Below are 18,590 nucleotides of genomic sequence, written 5' to 3' on the forward strand. Positions count from 1 at the left end.
ATTGTGCTAGGAGTTGGTATACCAACGAACAGTTCGACACAAAAATTAATTTATTTACAAAGGAGTAATCATTTTGATTTACAAAGTTTTATATCAAGCAAACCCCAAGGAAAATCCGAAGCGTGAAGCAACTAAATCGCTATACGTCGATGCCCAAACCCAGGCAGAAGTTCGGGATTTAATTGCTGAAAACACGGACTACACCGTGGAATTCATTCAACCGCTCGCGGGTAAACACCTTGAATTCGAACAACAAGAACCTGATTTTAAAATTACGGAGTTTAATAAATAATGAGTAAACTAAACGTCAAAAACAACGAAACGGCGATTTATGGCGTTGGTGGTCTAGGTGAAATCGGAAAAAACACGTATGGCGTGCAATTCCAAGACGAAATCATTCTCATTGATGCCGGAATTAAGTTTCCGGAAAGCAGCCAACTCGGGATTGATTACGTGATTCCAGATTATCAATATCTGGTCGAAAACCAGGATAAGATTAAGGCCCTGGTCATTACCCACGGTCACGAAGACCATATCGGTGGGATTCCCTTTATCCTCAAGGCTATTAACGTTCCGGTGTACGCCGGTCCCCTCGCCCTCGCTTTAATTAAAGGTAAATTAGAAGAGCATGGCATGTTAAAACAAACCGAGTTACATGCCATCGATGAAAACACCGTCTTAAAGTTTAAAAAGACCAGCGTCTCCTTCTTTCGAACCACCCACTCAATCCCTGATGCTCTAGGAGTTGCAGTTCACACTCCCGACGGGGTAATCGTTGAAACTGGTGATTATAAGTTTGACCTGACGCCGGTGACCAACACCCCGCCTGACTTACAAACGATGGCCAAGCTCGGTGAAGAAGGAGTGCTGTGCCTGATGGCCGACAGTACGAACGCCGAAAAACCAGTGTGGACCAAGTCCGAACGCTACGTTAGTGATTCGGTCCGCAAAATTTTCAAACGGGTGAAGGGGCGGATTATTTTTGCAACCTTTGCTTCGAACCTCTCCCGGGTGATGACGGCGATTGACGCGGCCTACCAAAACGGACGTAAAATTGCCGTCTTTGGTCGGAGCATGGAAGCTGCCGTTGTCAACGGTCGGGAACTCGGTTACATCAAGGTTCCTGACAAGGCCTTTGTCGATGCTAACCAACTTAAGTCCCTACCGGCCGACAAGGTCATGATTCTATGTACCGGTTCTCAAGGAGAACAAATGGCTGCCCTATCCCGAATTGCCAACGGTACCCACCGGCAGATCTCAATTGAACCTGGTGACACCGTAGTCCTTTCCAGTAACCCAATCCCCGGAAACGTCTTAAGCGTGAACCGAGTGGTTGACGAACTGGAAGAAGCGGGCGCCACTGTTATCAAGGGGTATGCTAATCACATTCACACTTCTGGCCACGGTGGCCAAGAAGAAGAAAAATTGATGATTCGCCTCATGAAGCCGAAGTTCTTCGTCCCGATTCACGGTGAATACCGGATGCAGAAAATTCACATGGGGCTTGCCGAACAATGTGGGATTCCCAAGGATCACTGCTTTATCTTGAAAAATGGTGACGTGCTGGCCCTGACTAAGGACAGTGCCCGGATGGCAGGTAACTTTGCCGCGGGGGACGTTTACATTGATGGTAATGGTGTGGATACAGTTACCGAACAGGTAATCGAAGACCGGCAACTGCTTTCTGAAGAAGGCCTGGTGGTGGTCGTTGCTACCATTAATTTAAAGGACAAGGAAATTCAATCCGGTCCTGATCTCCTTTCCCGGGGCTTCGTTTACATGCGTGAATCCGGCGAACTGCTTGATCAAGGTCGCAAATTGGTCTTTCGGACCATTCGGCGGGCGATGAATAACAAAAACGCCAGTGAAAAAACGATTAAAAAGGCCGTTGTCAACGAGTTATCCAACTTCCTCTACGAAAAGACGGAACGCCACCCGTTGGTTCTCCCAATGCTAATTATGAATAACACGAAGTAATCAAAAAGGAATGCCAGTGGCATTCCTTTTTATTTTTCCTCAGTCAACTAAAAAAACGAGCTGGTGAGCTCGTTTTTTTAATTCTTTATTCTTTCACGATCTTATCAATCGCTTCTAATTCGTCGTTAGTAAAGTCCAAGTTGTCCAAGGCCTTGAGGTTATCATCCAAGTGTTCCACCTTGGAAGCCCCCGTCACTACGCTAGTAACGGTGGGGTTATTCAATAACCAGGCCATTGCCATTTGTGCCAGGGTTTGGTTCCGGTTGTGGGCGAGCTCGTTCAGTTGATTTAACTTCTTAATCGCCGTGGCTTCCCCTTTTTCAAGAATGAAGTTATTCGTAAAGTGCAGGTGGATGTCATCCGGAATTCCGTTTAAATACTTATCCGTTAGTAACCCTTCCGCCAGAGGACCGTACGCTACTAACCCATCATGGGCGTCCGCTAACGTTTGCAACGTTCCATCCGTTTCCGGGGTCCGGTTTAACATGTTGTAAGAACTCTGGTTAACCACAAACGGCGTGTGCAATTCTTGAAAGAGTTCAATCATCTTGGCCGTTTGCGGACCATCGTAGTTCGAAATCCCAATGTAGAGGGCCTTCCCCGTTTTGACTAATCCGTCTAACGCTTCAGCAGTTTCTTCCAACCGCGTGTTCGGATCAAACCGGTGACTGTAATAAATGTCAACGTAGTCCAAGCCCATCCGTTCCAAACTTTGGTCCAACGCAGCTACCAGGGTCTTTTTCGAAGAAAAGTTACCATACACCCCTGGCCACATGTGGAAGCCCGCCTTGGTGGTAATAATTAATTCATCCCGGTATGGTTTTAAATCACGCCGGTAAACTTGCCCAAACATTCTTTCGGCAGCTCCTGAACCCGGTCCATAGTTATTGGCGAGGTCAAAGCTGAAAATGCCACGGTCAAAGGCCGCCAACATGATATTTTCGCTATCCTGAAAGTTCGCATCGTCACCAAAACTGTGCCACGTTCCAAATGAGAGTGCTGGTAGTTGTAACCCGGAGTTGCCGGCCCGACGTACCTTCATTTGATCGTAGCGTTGTTCACTTGCTTTATATACCATCCGAAGTTCCTCCTCTAAATAAGCGGTGTGTGGATTTTTGTTCCTGAATTAATTTTAACGCATCCCCAAATAATTCCCCAACTGAAATGATGGTCAACGTGGGAATTTGTTCCGGGTGCGGAATGACGATGGAATCCGTCACAATCACCTGGTCAATGTTTTGATCGTTTAGCTTAGCGGGTGTTTCCGCGGAAAAGACCGGGTGCGTAGCAATCACAATCACCCGCTGACACCCGGCCTGCCGCAGCGCCGCCGCCGACACCTGCATCTTGCGCCCCGTGACAATCAAATCGTCCACTACTAGGGCTGTTTTTCCTGCGACGGAGCCAATCACGGTTTCCGGAACTTGATCTGACGTATCCGGTTCCCGATTGTCCACAATTGCTAAGGGTAGATCCAAGCGATTAGCAATCGCACGAGCGCGCCCGACACCGTTATGATCGGGCGCCACGACTACCGCATCGTCATCTAAGTGATGCTCGTGGAGGTAGTTACTAATGAGACGACTGGGTTGTAAATGATCAACGGGAATATCAAAAAAACCTTGAATTTGCGCCGCGTGTAGATCAAGCGTCACCACCCGGTGCACCCCACTAGCTTGCAAAAAGCTCGCAATTAACTTGGCAGTAATTGGTTCCCGCGCCCGGGCTTTGCGATCAGAACGCGAATAGCCGTAGTACGGGATAACAACGTTAATCTGGCGGGCGCTGGTCCGGCGTAGGGCATCGATCATAATCAACAGTTCCATCAGGTTATCATTAACGGGATTGGAAAGGGATTGGATAACATACACGTCTTTGCCCCGGACACTTTGGTCAATCGAAATCTTAATCTCCCCATCACTAAAGTGGTTAATGGTGGCTTGCCCAATTGGCATCCCACTAACCCGGGCGATTTTTTCGGCGAGGGGGCGGTTGGCGTTTAAAGCAAAAATAACTGGTTGCGGTTTTGTGGTCAAGATGTCCGTTCCTTTCCAAACTAAGGGTTATGTCATCTTTAATTATAATCAATTCACTGTGATTTAGCATCAAGAAAATTTTGGGGCGTCACCCCTGCCATCCCAATCATGGGATCGATAGCCTGCCGTTCAATGGCGGCCATCGTTAACACTGTGTCCTGCTCCGCATTTGCGGCTGGATCCACTGGTTGGGGATCATGAGTTGCGGTGGTCGTGGTTGTTGCTTGTGAGGTGGTAGCAGCCTCCGGTTCCCCTTGAAACGCGGAGCGGAGACGGTCGGGCAGCCCGGTTTTGCGGCGGCTCGCTTCTTTGGCTAACGCTGCTTGAAAAACACTGGCATCCCCAACGAGGACCAGTTTGCTGGCCGCCCGGGTTACCGCCGTGTATAACAAGTTCCGATCAAGCATCCGGCGATACGGCGCCACAACCGGTAAAATCACCATTGGAAACTCACTTCCCTGCGCTTTATGGATAGAGGTACAGTACGCCAGGGTTAACTGCTTCCAGTCATTTCTGGAATAGGTTACTTCCGTCTGGTCAAAGGCCACCGTTAGTTTATCGAGGTACTGCTTACCTTCGGGATTAATGGTTAGGCCCACGATTTTTCCAATGTCTCCGTTAAACACGTTATGTTCCGGATCATTAACCAGTTGTAAGACCTTATCCCCGATCCGAAAGCAGCCATGGTCCGTTTCCACCTGTTTGCGCTTGGCACTGGGCGGATTAAAGATTGCTTGGACTGCCTGGTTCAGGTGATCAATGCCCACCTCACCTCGATACATGGGGGCTAAAACTTGGATGTCAGTGGCTTGAAAGTCCTTCGCCTGCGCCTTACTAACGATTTGTTCAATGACGGGCACCGCTTGGCGCACGTCACACTGAATGAAACTTCGATCCGGTTCCTTAGTCAGTAAATCGGAAGGAACAATCCCGTCCTTTAACTGGTGAGCCAGAGTAATAATGGTTGAATCCTGACTCTGGCGGTGAATTTGCGTGAGCTGCATCGTTGGAATCAACTGGGACCGAATTAAATCAGAAAAGACTTGCCCCGGTCCGACGGATGGCAGCTGGTCTTGATCCCCAACCAGAATCACCTTCATCCCGGTTGGAATCGCCTGCACGAGTTTGGTAAACAGTTCGGTATCCACCATGGACATCTCATCGATGATTAGTAACTCTCCGTCAAGGGCGTTCCCGGTGGCATCCGTGTCGTCGCCGTTTAACCCCAGCAAGCGGTGAATGGTGCTGGCCGGTAACCCCGTCGCTTCCCCCATCTTTTTCGCCGCCCGGCCGGTCGGTGCTGCTAGTAAGACGGGATAGGGCTCATCCCCACGATAGTCATGAGGGTCTAACGATAAGTCGTGGTCGGTGGCATAGGCCTGGACAATCCCATTAATGATCGTCGTTTTCCCGGTTCCGGGCCCCCCGGTTAGGAGGAAAAGGGCGTGGCTCAGTGCGGATTCAATCGCCTGAACCTGGGAAGCATCGTACTGAATGTGACTCTCTTGTTCCACCTGACTAATCAACCGGTTCGGATCAGCTGGAGCAGCATCCGCCGCCTGTAAAATGCGGTGCACGTTCTCCGCAATTTGCCATTCCGCCTGAAAGAGGTTTTTTAGGTAAATGCGATCCTGATCGACCTGCACCTTGCCGTCCTGCACCAGTTGTTTTAACGCTGCAGCCAGTTTCTGATCGTCAATCGTTTGGTTCGGATCGGTATCTAAAATTTGAAAGCTGGCGTTCATCACTTCCTTCGTCGTGGAGTAGGTATTTCCACTACTAATCGACAGCCGGTCCAGGGTGGTTAGTAACCCCGCTCGTAACCGTCCCGGATTGTTATAGTCAATCCCAACTCGTTGGGCAATTTGATCGGCCCGCTTAAAGCTAATGTTTGCAATATCTTCGACTAGCCGATACGGATCAGTTTCAATGATTTCTAGGGCCTGTTCGTGATACTTTTTGAAAATCGCGGCTGCTAACGAACTGCCAAACCCATAACTATTGAGGCCAACAATCACCTGTTCGGCTCCGTTATTTTGCCGGATGGTCTGTAAAATCGTGTCCCGTTGCCGGGGTTTCAAACCCAGGCCGTTTAAGGCGTCCGGATCCTTTAATAGTTTCGGAATTAACTCCGTTCCCAGCTGGTTAACCACCTTGGTAGCGGTCTTTGGGCCAATCCCCGGGAAATCACTCCCGGATAAGTATTTAATCAAACCAGCAGTTGAGGTTTGCGTCGCACGTTCATAGTTCGTAGCTTGAAACTGCTTTCCATATTTGGGATGGTCCACTAGTTTCCCGATAAACCGGTAACTCAGCTCGTCGTTAATTTCGGCAAAGTTCCCCGTTACCACGATTTCCGGTTCATCCCACTGAAAGTTGTGTTCTTCCACCTGGACCAATAACACCTTATAAAAGCTATCATTCCCCTCAAAAAAGGTCGTGGCAACCTTGCCGGTTAACTGAGCGGTTGCTGGTTGATACTCTGGGTGGTGCTCATCAAAAAGACTCATTGACTGTGCCACTGGGTTACTCCTTTGGCTGCTTGCGCAGCACTTTTTCAATGTCTGCAATGCGCTCCCGATGGGTCATAAAGTAATTTTCATCCAGCGCACGGGCTCGTTCAAACTCGGCTTCCGCCTGCTCGCGATGGCCGTTACTTAGTTCAATGACCCCCAAGTTAAAGTGCGCGGCCGCGTCGTTTGGATTCGCAGCTACCGTCTGCTGGTAAAAATCAGCGGCTGCCTGTAAGTCCCCACTCGCCAGTAAACAATCACCGATTAAGCGATTCAGTTCCGGATCCTGCTTCGCGTGGTCATGAGCGGTAATCAAAAAGGCCAACGCCTTGCCGTAGTTCTTTTCGCCATAATAACTTTGTCCCAACATGATGTACGCATCCTGCTTTAAAGCGGGGTCCGTTACCTGTTGAAATTGTTGAATCGCCTTCGTAAATTCTCCGGCGGCGTAGTACACGTTCCCGAGTCCGTAGGTCAACGTGTCCTTGGCCGTGTGACTCCGATCCGCAAACAACCCGAGCGCCTTCATCAGTAATTCTTCGGCCTGCGCGTAGCTCTTGAGTTGAATCAAGAAAGCACTGAGGTCGTAATAGGGACGATAGTCATTGGGATGCTCATCGATGTCCGTGATTAACCGGTGCAACGTGGCGGCGGCCCGCTCCTGTTTTTCGTCTGCTTCTGCATCTGCATGTTCTGCCATTGCTTTCCTCCTACACTAAATCTGAATCCCGAACCGGGTGATCCAAGTAGCTGGTGTCGTTCCAATCCAGTAGTTTAAAACTCTGACCGTGGTCGGTAGTTTCTAAAATCGTCGTACTGGTGTTGGCCAGGCCACCCCGTTTCCGTAAGTCCTTTAATGGAATTCCCAGTAACGAGTTAATCAACGCGTTTAACGCCGCTCCATGGCTGACAATTAAAAGCTTCGCATCATTATCAAAATTCGTGGTAATCTCATTAATTTTACTGCGCATCCGCTTAATCAAGTCTGGAAAGGATTCGCCTCCAATCGGAGTGGGATCGTACTGGTCCGGATGATTGCGAAAATCGTTAAACGTCTCTGGATATTGCGCTTCAGCGTCCGCAAATTTCATTCCTTCAAACTTCCCAAGCCGAAATTCCTCTAAGCGATTATCCAGACTCAGCGGAGCGGGGTGTTGCAACTGACTCTGAATCACACCTGCCGTAATCCGGGCCCGCTTAATTGGGCTCGCATACACATGGGCAAAGGGAATGTCCTTTAGGTAGTTTCCCACGAGCTGCATTTCTTGATAACTGGCCGGCAGTAATTCGGAATCCCCACCCGCGCCCTGATAGCGACTCTCTAGGTTCCATTCGGTTTTGCCGTGGCGTACAAAGTATAATTTCATGGTCTTCATCCTCGTTTATAATCTACTGTTATTATGCCAGTTTCAGATGAGAGACGCAAAAAAGCAAAAAATAAGGTATATCATAAATAAGTTAAATAAAAATAAAGGAATTTACAATTTTATATAAAAATTGTAAATTCCTTTATAAACAAATAATATTTAAAAATAAATCTATACATATTTTTCTGAATAATTATCTATAAAATTATCAATTTCAAGACTATGTTTTAGTATACAACTTCTAACCATATCATTACTTAGAGAATTTAAATCAATATTTGAAAATTCTTTAATAAAATTTTTAATGTTTGTTGTCAAAAAATTTAATTTTCCTTTTCTAATAATCGTAACATTCCCATTAAAATTTGCTGCTGGATCATGATATTTAGTAGGTATCACTAAAAATGCATGATAATCATTTTGATGGTAATTAGCATTAAACCATCCTATCGAATTATTCATCTGTCCCATTTCATTTTTATTAATTTTTTCACGGGATTCTTTAACCTTGTTTTTATCCTCTATAATAAAATATAAGTTGTCTTTTACTGCCCATAAATGGTCGGGACCTTTTTTATATTCATAATCTGGCCGCTCAGTTTTAAAACCCAATATTTTCCCAATATCATCCATTGCATTTTCAAACTCTTTACTATTAGTTCCAAAAGTTAATTTTGCTGTTATATCCATAATATGATTAAGGAGATTTTCATATGTTTTATATGATTTTATTTCGTTAATAATATTAGAAATCCGTTCATCATTCATTAGTGGTTTCAGTTTAGATATTTCAATGCTATCTTCAAGTAATAATAATCCGTTATTATAGTTATATGCCTTTTTTTGATATTTTTCAGAATCAATTTTTGAAGAAAAATAATTTACCCTTGCCTTTATTTGTTCATACCAACCTTTTTCTTCGTCAGAACTGCAATAATGACTTATAAAATTATCAATAAAAATATTAAATTTGTCTATATTAACATATGGATTTACCGCATCCTTTAAAATAACATTTTCTTTTGATATTTTTGCAATATTATCATGTGCATTTTCTGAATAATCCAAACTTTCCATCTGTTCTTTATAGAATTCTTTCCAATCTTCATCTCTTAACAAAGACTGCTTTATTAAATCAGATAATACTTTTAAATAGTTATCATTATTAATATCTTTTTTAGCCTCTTCTGATATTTCAATACCAATTTGAATTTGTTTTAAAGTTTGTTTGCTAAAATATTGTTGATTGTCAGGATCCCTAACAAAACTCACTAAATCTGGTCCCGTAAAAATAATTACAGAATAATCCGTATCTGCCCGTACACTTCTTCCTAATCCCTGTTCAATTTTCTGCGCTATTTTTAATTTATTTTCTGTTCCATTGGGCACAACACTCTCAATATATTTATCCATAAGTGATACGGATTTTGGTAGGGAGTCTAAAATAAGAATTCTTGTCTCATCATCAGGAAGATCTATACCATCATATCTATTGACTAATACTAATGGCTTTGAAAACTTATTTTTATGGTAAGTCTCTAATATTCCCTCTAAATTTTCTTTTCTTCCAATAATGGATCCATATTTCTTCCAATCACATGTTTTATAAAAATTTGGAACAATTATTGTGATGCCAAAAGTATTATTTGTCTTGGATCCGAACTCTTTTACAATATCTCCTCTCTGAAAATTATCTGATATAATTGATGGAATGATAATCATTTTTTCACCAGACCATTTTTCATCTGGATAAACTAAAGGATTTTTTATTGCATTTTCTCCAATGTCAAGATCTTTTATTAATACTGAGTCAGATGCAGTTGTTGCTGACATGAAAATTCTTTGATTTGCATTGATAAAACCCTTGTAATTATTAAGTGGATATTTTAATGGTTGAATTTCAATTCTATCACCAGAAAAAATACAATCACAATATTTTAATTTATTTTTTAATAAAGGCCAAACAAATTTCAGTTCATTACTTCTAGAGGAATGATCAGAAAGTAATCTAGTTACTTCCTCAATCTTATCAATCCAGGTCCAATAAGGTACTGGTAAAAATAAGTTATTATTAACGTTATTTTTTAAATCTTCAAAATCTCCAAATCCTTGGCTTTTTAATCCATCACTTAATAAATTAAATAAATTATTATATAACTGTTTATTATTAGATTTGGTTATTTTCATTACACATGATTGTTTTATTAATTCAGAACTAGAATGAGCATCATCAATAACTAAGCCGTCGATATTACTGTATTGGCTATTAAAAATAGTTTTACCATTAAAAAATTTTTGAACAGATGTAATTAATATTTTCTTCCTAGCAATAACATCATCAGGAATTTCATTGTTTTCAGAGATAGTTTCTAGATTAATTCCAAATAATTTAGCTTGATTTATAGTTTGATTAATAAGATTCATATCATTACATAAATATATTTCTATTCCAGAATTTTCTTGACGTCTTCTAGATTCTAAGATTAATAATCCGACAAGTGTTTTACCAGCGCCCGTATTTAATTTTAATAACACATCTTTTTTATCAATCCTGTTTTCAAACCAATCATTTAAAACAAATTCTTGACTTTTACGCAGTGGACCAACTTTAGTTGTTTGTCGATCCAAATCATTATATATATATATGGGATTTATAATAACATCTTTATTAAGATTTTTAATTTTCTTTGAAAAATCAACCATTTTTTAACCTCTCATTAAAATATATTTAAATTAATGGTACTAGTTTATTGAATAAATTCAATATAATCTAAAATAAAATTTAAGTCCTAAAAACCCCCTATAGTTCAGCCTTTCAGCCTCACCAGAGGGGGTTTTAACATCCGTTGCCTTATTAATCTTCGTTTTCCTTATCCTTTTCCACTATGGAACAAATGTAATTATGAATGTCGTAGGTCAAAATGGCACCCTTTTTCTCAAGGACTTTTTTGTAATCGTCTTATAGAACTTGCGGAATTAGCATCGTAACACTCTTATACTAAATCGTATCTTTTTCGAACCATCGGGTTTATCCATAGCTTCCTATTGTGCGTATTATTTAAAGTCCTTAGCGTCAAATAACACTTTTTTAAACGTATTGTAACTTGGCTTCATTTTTGTAAGCAGCGTCAATCGTGGCCACGCCCAGACATTCTGCTCCGTCGTAAAATACCACGGCCTGACCGGGTGTCACGGCGCGAGCAGGTTCGTCAAAGGTCACCTTGACGTGGTTTTGATCATCGGCAATCTGCACCGTCACCCCGACGTCCTTTTGCCGGTACCGGAACTTCGCGGTACAGTGGAAGGTTTGCCCGCGAGTGTTGCCATCAACAAACGAGAGGTCGGAGGCCATCAGATAATCCGCGTAAAGGTACGGGTTTTCGTAACCCTTTCCCACGTAGAGAACGTTCTTTTCAAGGTCCTTACCAATCACGAACCACGGCCGGTTATCCTGGCCATCGCCCCCGATACCTAGCCCCCGCCGTTGCCCGATGGTGTAGTACATCAAACCGGCGTGTTCACCTTTGACTTCTCCATCAAGGGTCATCATTTTCCCGGACTGTGCGGGCAAGTACTGACTCAAAAAGTTATCAAAGTTATTGGGACCAATGAAACAAACTCCCATTGAGTCCTTTTTATCAGCTACATACAGGTTCGCATCGTGCGCAATTTGCCGGACTTCCGGCTTGGTCATGCCTCCTACTGGAAACATCACCCGGTCGAGTTGGTCTGCTGATAGTTGGCTTAAAAAGTAGGTCTGATCCTTGTTGAGGTCAGTTGACCGAATCAAGTGGTTCTTACCATTTTCATCCCGTTTGAGTTGGGCATAGTGACCCATAGCGATGTAATCCGCGCCCAAATCCATTGCATATTCTAAGAAGGCCTTGTACTTAATCTCCGTGTTACAAATCACATCGGGATTCGGCGTCCGGCCCCGTTTGTATTCAGCTAAAAAGTACTTAAAAACCCGGTCCCAGTACTCCTGTTCAAAATTGACAGAGTAGTAGGGAATCCCGAGTTGGTTCGCCACGTGGGCGACGTCCTTAAAGTCCTCCGTTGCGGTACAAACGCCGTTTGCGTCGGTGTCGTCCCAGTTTTTCATGAAAACGCCAACGACGTCGTAGCCTTGCTGTTTCAATAAGTAAGCGGCCACGGACGAATCCACTCCGCCACTCATCCCGACTACCACGCGGGTTTGACTATTATCTTGCATTTTATCACCATCATTCTTATAGATTCAGAAATCCACGATTTGAAGGTCGTAATTCCAGTATTCATCATGATACGCCACCTGAACTGGGCTTGGCAAGCGTTCGGCACACCCGGCTAGTTTTTAGTTAAAACCTGCCGGATGATCAGATTTTGCATCAAAAAATGGTATTGTTCGCGGGCAGCTGCAAACTGGTCACCGGTAAAAATATTAACCGTTTGCAGGCCCGAACCGGTCAGAATCGCTAGTTTCAACTGCTGTAAGTCAGCACTAATGCTCAGCTTTACCTGAACAGCTCCCTTCCCCCGCACGTTTAACGGTTGCAACGCCTGGGTTAGTTCATAGTTACCGAGCTTCGTTTTTTTGAAGTTTAAATCACTCAACGTGTACTTCTTAACCCCCGGATTGACCCGGTAGGTAGCTGAATCACCAGCTAAATGAACTTGGTCTGCGAATGCCATTACTGCTTCCTCCGCTGTGCTAATCTGTGAATAATTTTACTCGTTGTTGCCACGAATTGGTCGATTTCAGTGGCCGTCGTCTCCTGTCCAAAGCTTACCCGAATCGATTCAGCTAAGCGCGGACTCGTTGCCCCAAACATCGCCCGTAACACGTGGGATGGTTCTAAGTTCCCGGCTGTACAAGCAGAGCCCCCAGAGACCGCAATGCCATCTAAATCCAGGTTATTTTGGAGTACGTAAGTTGACACGCCGGGAAACCAAAGGTTCAAAACATGAGGCGAACCAGCTCCAGCCGCGGGTCCATTAACGTGGACTTCAACGTTCTGGGCGGCAAAACCGGCTAAAATCTGATCCCGAAAAGCCGCAAACCGGGTCCGTAACTCCTGTTTTTTCGCGTTCGGCAGTTCCGTCACCGCCGTTGCAAATCCCGCAATCGCTGGGACATTTTGGGTGCCGGCCCGGCGCTTATCTTCCTGGTCGCCCCCCATGATGTAACTGGGAAACTGGAGACTGGCGCGCCGGTACAAAAAGCCGAGGAATTTCGGCCCATACAGTTTATGCGCAGACGTTGACAGTAAGTCAATGTGATCGCGTTCCACGTCAATTTCATCTAAGCCGTAGGCCTGGACAGCGTCGGTATGAAACCAGGCTTGGTGATCCTGGAGTAAGGTCCCGATCTCATGAATCGGCATGCGACTCCCCACCTCGTTGTTCACACTCATGATTGACACCAGGGTAGTTTGTTCATCTAACGCTGCTTCTAAGTCTGCTAATCGGATCATCCCCTGTTCATCAACCGGAAGGTAGGTGACCTGGTAGCCGTGACGTTCGAGATACTGCATTGGTTTTAAAACGGCTTCGTGTTCAATTGCCGTCGTAATCAAGTGTGTCCCTAGTTCCTGGCGGGCTTCGGCCGTCCGAATGATGGCCGTGTTATCACTTTCCGTTCCCCCACTGGTAAAAACAATCTCACTATCCTGGGCGTTGATGCTCGCTGCCATGACGTGGCGGCTATCCTCTAGGATCTGATTGGCGGCCCGCCCAATCTGATAGAGCGTGGATGGATTCCCAAAGGTGGTCTGATACTGGTGCGTTAGCTCCGCAAGCACTGGTGCGGAAATTGGAGTGGTGGCGGCATGATCCAAATAAATTTCACTCATCGCCTAACCTCCTTATTGTGCTGCAGTATTTGCAAACAAGCGGAGGAGCATTTCGGCGGACTGGCGACCGGCGGCCACGATGAATTCACCAAAACTCTGGTTGGCGTCTTCGTCACCCGTATCTGACATCGCCCGCACCACTACGTAGGGAATTTCAAACTGGTTGGCCACTTGACCAACGGCAGCTCCTTCCATTTCCCCGGCAAGAGCATCCGGAAAGTGGGTCAAAATGTTTTTAATCATGGCTTTTCCAGCAATAAATTGATCCCCAGTCACAATTAAACCGTGGTGGACATTCAATCCCTGGTCAGCAGAAGCAGCGGCAATTTGTTCACCCCAAGCTGCTGAGGCCGGAAACCGGGCTGGTTGATTCGGTAACTGGCCAAAGACCTCACCGTCTGCCGTACAATCAACGTCGTGATAAGCAGTTTCGGTCGAAATGACGATATCTCCGACCTGTAAGCCGGCGCCAATCCCCGCCGCAGAGCCGGAGTGGATGAGCACGTCCACGTTAAAGTTCGTTAACAGTAACGCGGCGGTAATCCCGGCTTCTACTTTTCCAATCCCGGATTTAACTAAAATGACCTGCTGCCCACTAATCGTCCCGTCGTAAAAGGTCACGTTCCCGATGACCGTGGTTTCCTCGCCCGTTAACGCATCCTGCAGGGCTTTAATTTCTTCATCCATTGCACAAATAATTCCAAAGGTTTTCATTCTGTTCTTCTCCCATTTTTTCAATTAATCCACAAATCGCATGATTACTAACACAGCAATGATTAACAGTACTAAGATCACGATCACGATATCCAACTTCCGTGCGGTCCGCCGGTGCCGGCGTTCCGGGTCATTAACCTCCGTCCGGCGTAACGGCGCGTCTGTTTCCTGGGTCTCTGCGTCCTCCGTGGTGGGACGTCCCCACCGGTGCCGTTGTTGGCGACGAAAGGCCGCCCGCGTTAGTTCTGGTTCGGGGGTGGCGTTTGTTTGTTTATCATCCATTGTTTTAACCTACTTTTGCATTAGTTCCCAGGCTTGAATTGCCATGATGGTTTTCGCATCCTGAATCTGACCAGTCGCCAACAGTTCTTGCGCCTCTGCGAGCGTATACTCCCCGAGCTCCAGAAATTCACCTGCATCGCGAGGGAGTTCTGTGGTCACGGGCGTTAAATCCGTCACAAGGTACAGATACATGTATTCATCGGTAAAGCCACAGGAAGTGTAAAACGAGGAAAGGAGCTGAATCGTTGCTGCTTGGTAGCGTACTTCTTCATTTAACTCGCGTTGTACGGCATGCACTTCGTTACCCCGATCCCGTTCATCTAGCTTGCCCGCAGGGATTTCCAGCATGACCGCTTTGGCCGGTTCTCGCCATTGCTTTTCTAATACCATCCGGTTCTCAGCCGTCAGGACTAACATTGCCACCGCTGCAGCATGGTGGACGACGTCGCGATGAGCCAGTTTGCCATTAGCGAGCCGCACCGTTTCTTGGTCAACGCGAATGATTTCTCCGTCATACTTCCGCTCGCTTTTGATTTCTGTTTCTGCCAACTCTTTATCTGTCATTGGATTGTTCCTCCATCTTCATGGTTGTCCTCATAGCGGTCGCCAGTGGTTACCGGGGCAACCGAATTTTAGCAGCTTGAATACCGTGTTTTCCTGGCGCCGTGACGAATTCAACTGGATCGCCGGGCCGAATCGCCTTCGGATTCCCCTGAATAATCCCGGTGATGTGCATAAACACGTCTTGCCCCGCTGGATCAATCAGGTAGCCAAACCCCCGGTGTTGATCGTACTGTTTCACTTTTCCCTGCATTGCATCCTCCTGTTTTGCATCCGGTTTCTTACTCTCATCATAACAAAAGCCGAGACTAACATCTCGACTTTTAGCGTTCTTATTCTTCAAAACCGGTCGTTGCCGTTTCTGGATACTCGGCCCGCACTAATTTAGCACACCGGGCACAGAATTCCGGATAGTCGGGATCACTCCCGACGTCCGTTTTAATTAACCGACACCGCGCACAAACCGTTCCGTCTGCGTGTTGAACTTCAATTGCCAACTGATCGCCAAAGGTGGATACCCCATCTCCCGCTGCTTCAATTGTTTTAATGTCTAGATCTGAGACCATCAGAATCTGGGCAAGATCAACGTCTAACTGGTTCAACAGTTGTTTGACCGCTCCGTTAACGTAGAGGATCAACTTCGCTTCGGACGGCTTTCCAATTATCTTATCCGTCCGCGCTGCTTCCATCGCCTTTAAAACATCCTTCCGCAGTTTTAGGAAGGCTTCCCACTCGCTGCGAATCTCCGTTTCATTGGCAAATTCACGCACAGACGGCATGTCTGCTAACTGCACAAATTCTTCTGGTTCCTGGCAGAACTGCCAAATTTCTTCCGTTGTGTGCGGAATGATCGGCGTTAACAGTTTTGTCAACGTTACTAAGGATTGGTACAACACCGTTTGCATTGCCCGGCGCCGCTGGCCGTTTTCCGGTTCAATGTACAAAATATCCTTGGCAAAATCCAGGTAAAAGGCCGAGAGATCAACGGTCATGAACTGCATTAACTTTTTGTTGATGGTCATAAAATCGTAGTGATCGTAGGCCGCTTTTACCTCCCGCACTAAGTCGTTTAACCGAATCAGCATGAACTGATCGACAGAAGGCAAGTCCGCATAGGCCACCGAATTCGTTTGGGGATCAAAATCACTGGTGTTTGCTAACAAGTAGCGCACCGTATTCCGGATCTTTTTGTAGCTATCACCCACCGTCTTGAAGTTCCCCATTGAAACGCGCACGTCGGCAGACGTGTCAACGCTAGTTACCCAGAGGCGAATGATATCAGCCCCCATTTGCTTAATCACATCTGCGGGAGCAATTGTATTTCCTAAGGACTTGCTCATCTTGTGACCCTTGCCATCAAGGGTGAATCCTTGTGACAACAAGTTCTTGTACGGTGCAATTCCGGCCGTGGCCACACTCGTAATCAGACTGGAGTTAAACCAACCCCGGTACTGGTCAGAACCTTCTAAGTAAAGATCAGCTGGATAGGTCAATTCCGGTCGTTCGGCAAGCACACCCTGGTGGGAAGAACCAGAATCAAACCAAACATCCATAATGTCCGTTTCCTTCGTAAACTTCCCGTTGGGAGAGTGGGAGCTGGTAAAGCCGGCTGGCAACAGGTCCTGCGCGTCCCATTCAAACCACACGTCCGAACCATGCTCTGCAAACAGGTCCGCAACGTGATTAATCGTCTCGGCTGTCATAATTGGCGTACCATCTTCAGCGTAGAAGATGGGAAGCGGTACCCCCCAGACCCGTTGTCTAGAAATGACCCAGTCACCCCGATCCCGAATCATGTTATAGAGCCGTTGGTGCCCCCACTCTGGATCAAAGTTAACCGTATCAATGGCATCTAAGATTTGTTGCCGAATCTTAGTAACCGATGCAAACCACTGGGGCGTTGCCCGGTAAATTACCGGTTTTTTCGTCCGCCAGTCAAAGGGATAACTGTGTTCATACGGCATATAGTGGAGCAGTTGTCCCTGAGCTTTTAGTTTATCCAACGCAATTTGGTTCGCGTCTTCGTAAAAGACCCCGGCAAAGTCAGGACCCGCTTCGGCAGTCAGATACCCCTTGTCGTCGACCGGAGCAAAGATTGGTAAGTCATACTGCTTGCCAATGTTGTAGTCATCTTCCCCGTAACCAGGGGCCGTGTGCACGAGTCCCGTTCCGGCATCTGCGGTTACGAAATCACCAAGCATCGTTACTAACTGCCGGTCTGAATCAAAGGGGTGGGCGGCTAAGACCCGGTCTAAATCGCGACCCTTGATGTGCTTAACGGTCCGCACGTTTTGCCAGCCAAATAATTCGGCATCATCTGCCACTAAATCAGCAGCCAACACGTACTGGTTCGGATCATCATCGTGTTGGACCACCACGTAATCAAAATCGGGGTTCACCGTAATTCCTTCTGATGCTGGAATCGTCCACGGTGTCGTCGTCCAAACCACCATGTAGGTCTGATCGTTGTCAAGGACGCCCTTGCCATCAACCACTTTTTCCGCGTAGAACGCGGATGGTGACTCAATGTCATGGTATTCAACTTCGGCTTCTGCAAGAGCAGATTCAGATGACCAAGACCAAATTACGGGCTTCAAACCTTTGTAAATCAAGCCCTGTTCGGCCATCTTCCCAAAGACCCGCACTTCAGCAGCTTCATACTCGGGTTGTAGCGTCAGGTACGGATGGTCCCAGTCCCCCTGTACCCCCAGCCGCTTAAATTCCGTTCGTTGGCGGTCAACTTGTTCTAATGCATAGTCATGACAAAGCTTCCGGAATTCGTTGGTTGACATCTGTTTGCGGTCATAGCCGGCCTTTTTGAGCTGTTGTTCAATTGGCAAACCGTGGGTATCCCAGCCGGGAACAAACGGGGCCCGAAATCCATTCATGGACTTGTAGCGGACGATAAAGTCCTTGGTAATTTTGTTCATGGCGTGCCCCATGTGGATATCACCGTTAGCGTATGGAGGGCCATCGTGAAGTACAAACGTGGGCTTGCCTTCATTTAACCGTTGCCGTTGTTGGTACAAGTGGTTCGTCTCCCACACCTGCTCGCGTTCGAGCTCTTTAACGGGGAGGTTTCCCCGCATTTTGAACTTGGTTTTTCCCAAGTTCAAAGTATCTTTAATCCGCATCCAAATTCCTCCTCCTGATAAACAAAAAGACTCCGCCGCAATCGGGACGAAGTCTTCGTGGTACCACCCAAGTTCAGAAGTCCAACTGGTGCAGTTAGACTTCTCTCGTTGTTTGTTATTAACATAAGCATAATAAAGTGATCTACTACCTTCAAAGTGACAAGCGGGCTTCCAC

Annotated in this window: 16 protein-coding genes; 2 read left to right on the top strand and 14 right to left on the bottom strand. The window is 46.0% G+C overall.

What is annotated here, in order from left to right:
• Positions 1-73: 73 nt before the first annotated feature.
• Both M3M35_RS02225 and rnjA read left to right on the top strand, forming a co-directional pair.
• Positions 74-292 (top strand): DNA-directed RNA polymerase subunit epsilon, encoded by a 219-nt coding sequence (locus tag M3M35_RS02225; protein ID WP_252750398.1) that lies wholly within the window; start codon positions 74-76, stop codon positions 290-292.
• A complete protein-coding gene (rnjA, locus tag M3M35_RS02230; protein ID WP_252750399.1) occupies positions 292-1,977 on the top strand; it encodes a ribonuclease J1 in 1,686 nt (561 codons plus the stop codon). The genes M3M35_RS02225 and rnjA overlap by 1 nt, the downstream gene beginning before the upstream one ends.
• Positions 1,978-2,062: 85 nt before the next feature.
• Here rnjA and M3M35_RS02235 read toward each other — a convergent pair whose 3' ends face one another.
• The 14 genes from M3M35_RS02235 to ileS form a co-directional block, all read right to left on the bottom strand.
• Positions 2,063-3,055 (bottom strand): aldo/keto reductase, encoded by a 993-nt coding sequence (locus M3M35_RS02235; RefSeq protein WP_252750400.1) that lies wholly within the window; start codon positions 3,053-3,055, stop codon positions 2,063-2,065.
• Complete coding sequence (locus tag M3M35_RS02240; RefSeq protein WP_252750401.1) at positions 3,045-4,013, bottom strand: ribose-phosphate diphosphokinase; 969 nt, start codon at positions 4,011-4,013, stop codon at positions 3,045-3,047. The genes M3M35_RS02235 and M3M35_RS02240 overlap by 11 nt, the downstream gene beginning before the upstream one ends.
• Before the next feature lie 53 nt (positions 4,014-4,066).
• Positions 4,067-6,523 carry an SF1B family DNA helicase RecD2 gene (gene recD2, locus M3M35_RS02245; protein WP_252750675.1) on the bottom strand — a complete coding sequence of 819 codons (2,457 nt, stop codon included), beginning with the start codon at positions 6,521-6,523 and terminating at the stop codon, positions 4,067-4,069.
• A gap of 16 nt (positions 6,524-6,539) precedes the next feature.
• Positions 6,540-7,226: a tetratricopeptide repeat protein gene (locus tag M3M35_RS02250; RefSeq protein WP_252750402.1), complete on the bottom strand. Its 687-nt coding sequence runs from the start codon at positions 7,224-7,226 to the stop codon at positions 6,540-6,542.
• A 10-nt stretch (positions 7,227-7,236) separates the two neighbouring features.
• Positions 7,237-7,893: a histidine phosphatase family protein gene (locus tag M3M35_RS02255; protein ID WP_252750403.1), complete on the bottom strand. Its 657-nt coding sequence runs from the start codon at positions 7,891-7,893 to the stop codon at positions 7,237-7,239.
• A gap of 171 nt (positions 7,894-8,064) precedes the next feature.
• Complete coding sequence (locus M3M35_RS02260) at positions 8,065-10,596, bottom strand: DEAD/DEAH box helicase family protein (RefSeq protein ID WP_252750404.1); 2,532 nt, start codon at positions 10,594-10,596, stop codon at positions 8,065-8,067.
• Between the two features lie 385 nt (positions 10,597-10,981).
• Positions 10,982-12,106 (bottom strand): tRNA 2-thiouridine(34) synthase MnmA, encoded by a 1,125-nt coding sequence (mnmA, locus tag M3M35_RS02265; RefSeq protein WP_252750405.1) that lies wholly within the window; start codon positions 12,104-12,106, stop codon positions 10,982-10,984.
• A gap of 113 nt (positions 12,107-12,219) precedes the next feature.
• Positions 12,220-12,564, bottom strand: a complete 345-nt coding sequence (locus M3M35_RS02270) for a DUF1831 domain-containing protein (protein WP_252750406.1) — start codon at positions 12,562-12,564, stop codon at positions 12,220-12,222.
• The gene (locus M3M35_RS02275) at positions 12,564-13,724 is read right to left on the bottom strand and encodes a cysteine desulfurase family protein (protein ID WP_252750407.1); all 1,161 of its coding nucleotides are present in this window, start codon (positions 13,722-13,724) and stop codon (positions 12,564-12,566) included. The genes M3M35_RS02270 and M3M35_RS02275 overlap by 1 nt, the downstream gene beginning before the upstream one ends.
• A gap of 12 nt (positions 13,725-13,736) precedes the next feature.
• Positions 13,737-14,438 (bottom strand): 5'-methylthioadenosine/adenosylhomocysteine nucleosidase, encoded by a 702-nt coding sequence (locus tag M3M35_RS02280; protein WP_252750408.1) that lies wholly within the window; start codon positions 14,436-14,438, stop codon positions 13,737-13,739.
• Positions 14,439-14,462: 24 nt separating this feature from the next.
• The gene (locus tag M3M35_RS02285) at positions 14,463-14,720 is read right to left on the bottom strand and encodes a hypothetical protein (protein WP_252750409.1); all 258 of its coding nucleotides are present in this window, start codon (positions 14,718-14,720) and stop codon (positions 14,463-14,465) included.
• 9 nt (positions 14,721-14,729) lie between these two features.
• A complete protein-coding gene (locus M3M35_RS02290; RefSeq protein ID WP_252750410.1) occupies positions 14,730-15,284 on the bottom strand; it encodes an NUDIX hydrolase in 555 nt (184 codons plus the stop codon).
• A 49-nt stretch (positions 15,285-15,333) separates the two neighbouring features.
• Entirely contained in the window at positions 15,334-15,534 is a 201-nt protein-coding gene (locus M3M35_RS02295; protein WP_252750411.1) for a cold-shock protein, read from the bottom strand.
• Between the two features lie 79 nt (positions 15,535-15,613).
• A complete protein-coding gene (ileS, locus tag M3M35_RS02300) occupies positions 15,614-18,415 on the bottom strand; it encodes an isoleucine--tRNA ligase (RefSeq protein WP_252750412.1) in 2,802 nt (933 codons plus the stop codon).
• Positions 18,416-18,590: the final 175 nt, after the last annotated feature.

The sequence above is a fragment of the Fructilactobacillus myrtifloralis genome (assembly GCF_024029335.1).
Lineage (GTDB): Bacteria > Bacillota > Bacilli > Lactobacillales > Lactobacillaceae > Fructilactobacillus > Fructilactobacillus myrtifloralis.

Bases quoted from the DNA above. Each gene is read 5' to 3' on its own strand.
- rnjA (WP_252750399.1), top strand. From the start codon at position 292: ATGAGTAAACTAAACGTCAAAAACAACGAAACGGCGATTTATGGCGTT.
- M3M35_RS02235 (WP_252750400.1), bottom strand. From the start codon at position 3,055: ATGGTATATAAAGCAAGTGAACAACGCTACGATCAAATGAAGGTACGT.
- recD2 (WP_252750675.1), bottom strand. From the start codon at position 6,523: ATGAGTCTTTTTGATGAGCACCACCCAGAGTATCAACCAGCAACCGCT.
- M3M35_RS02250 (WP_252750402.1), bottom strand. From the start codon at position 7,226: ATGGCAGAACATGCAGATGCAGAAGCAGACGAAAAACAGGAGCGGGCC.
- M3M35_RS02255 (WP_252750403.1), bottom strand. From the start codon at position 7,893: ATGAAATTATACTTTGTACGCCACGGCAAAACCGAATGGAACCTAGAG.
- M3M35_RS02260 (WP_252750404.1), bottom strand. From the start codon at position 10,596: ATGGTTGATTTTTCAAAGAAAATTAAAAATCTTAATAAAGATGTTATT.
- mnmA (WP_252750405.1), bottom strand. From the start codon at position 12,106: ATGCAAGATAATAGTCAAACCCGCGTGGTAGTCGGGATGAGTGGCGGA.
- M3M35_RS02270 (WP_252750406.1), bottom strand. From the start codon at position 12,564: ATGGCATTCGCAGACCAAGTTCATTTAGCTGGTGATTCAGCTACCTAC.
- M3M35_RS02275 (WP_252750407.1), bottom strand. From the start codon at position 13,724: ATGAGTGAAATTTATTTGGATCATGCCGCCACCACTCCAATTTCCGCA.
- M3M35_RS02280 (WP_252750408.1), bottom strand. From the start codon at position 14,438: ATGAAAACCTTTGGAATTATTTGTGCAATGGATGAAGAAATTAAAGCC.
- M3M35_RS02285 (WP_252750409.1), bottom strand. From the start codon at position 14,720: ATGGATGATAAACAAACAAACGCCACCCCCGAACCAGAACTAACGCGG.
- M3M35_RS02290 (WP_252750410.1), bottom strand. From the start codon at position 15,284: ATGACAGATAAAGAGTTGGCAGAAACAGAAATCAAAAGCGAGCGGAAG.
- M3M35_RS02295 (WP_252750411.1), bottom strand. From the start codon at position 15,534: ATGCAGGGAAAAGTGAAACAGTACGATCAACACCGGGGGTTTGGCTAC.
- ileS (WP_252750412.1), bottom strand. From the start codon at position 18,415: ATGCGGATTAAAGATACTTTGAACTTGGGAAAAACCAAGTTCAAAATG.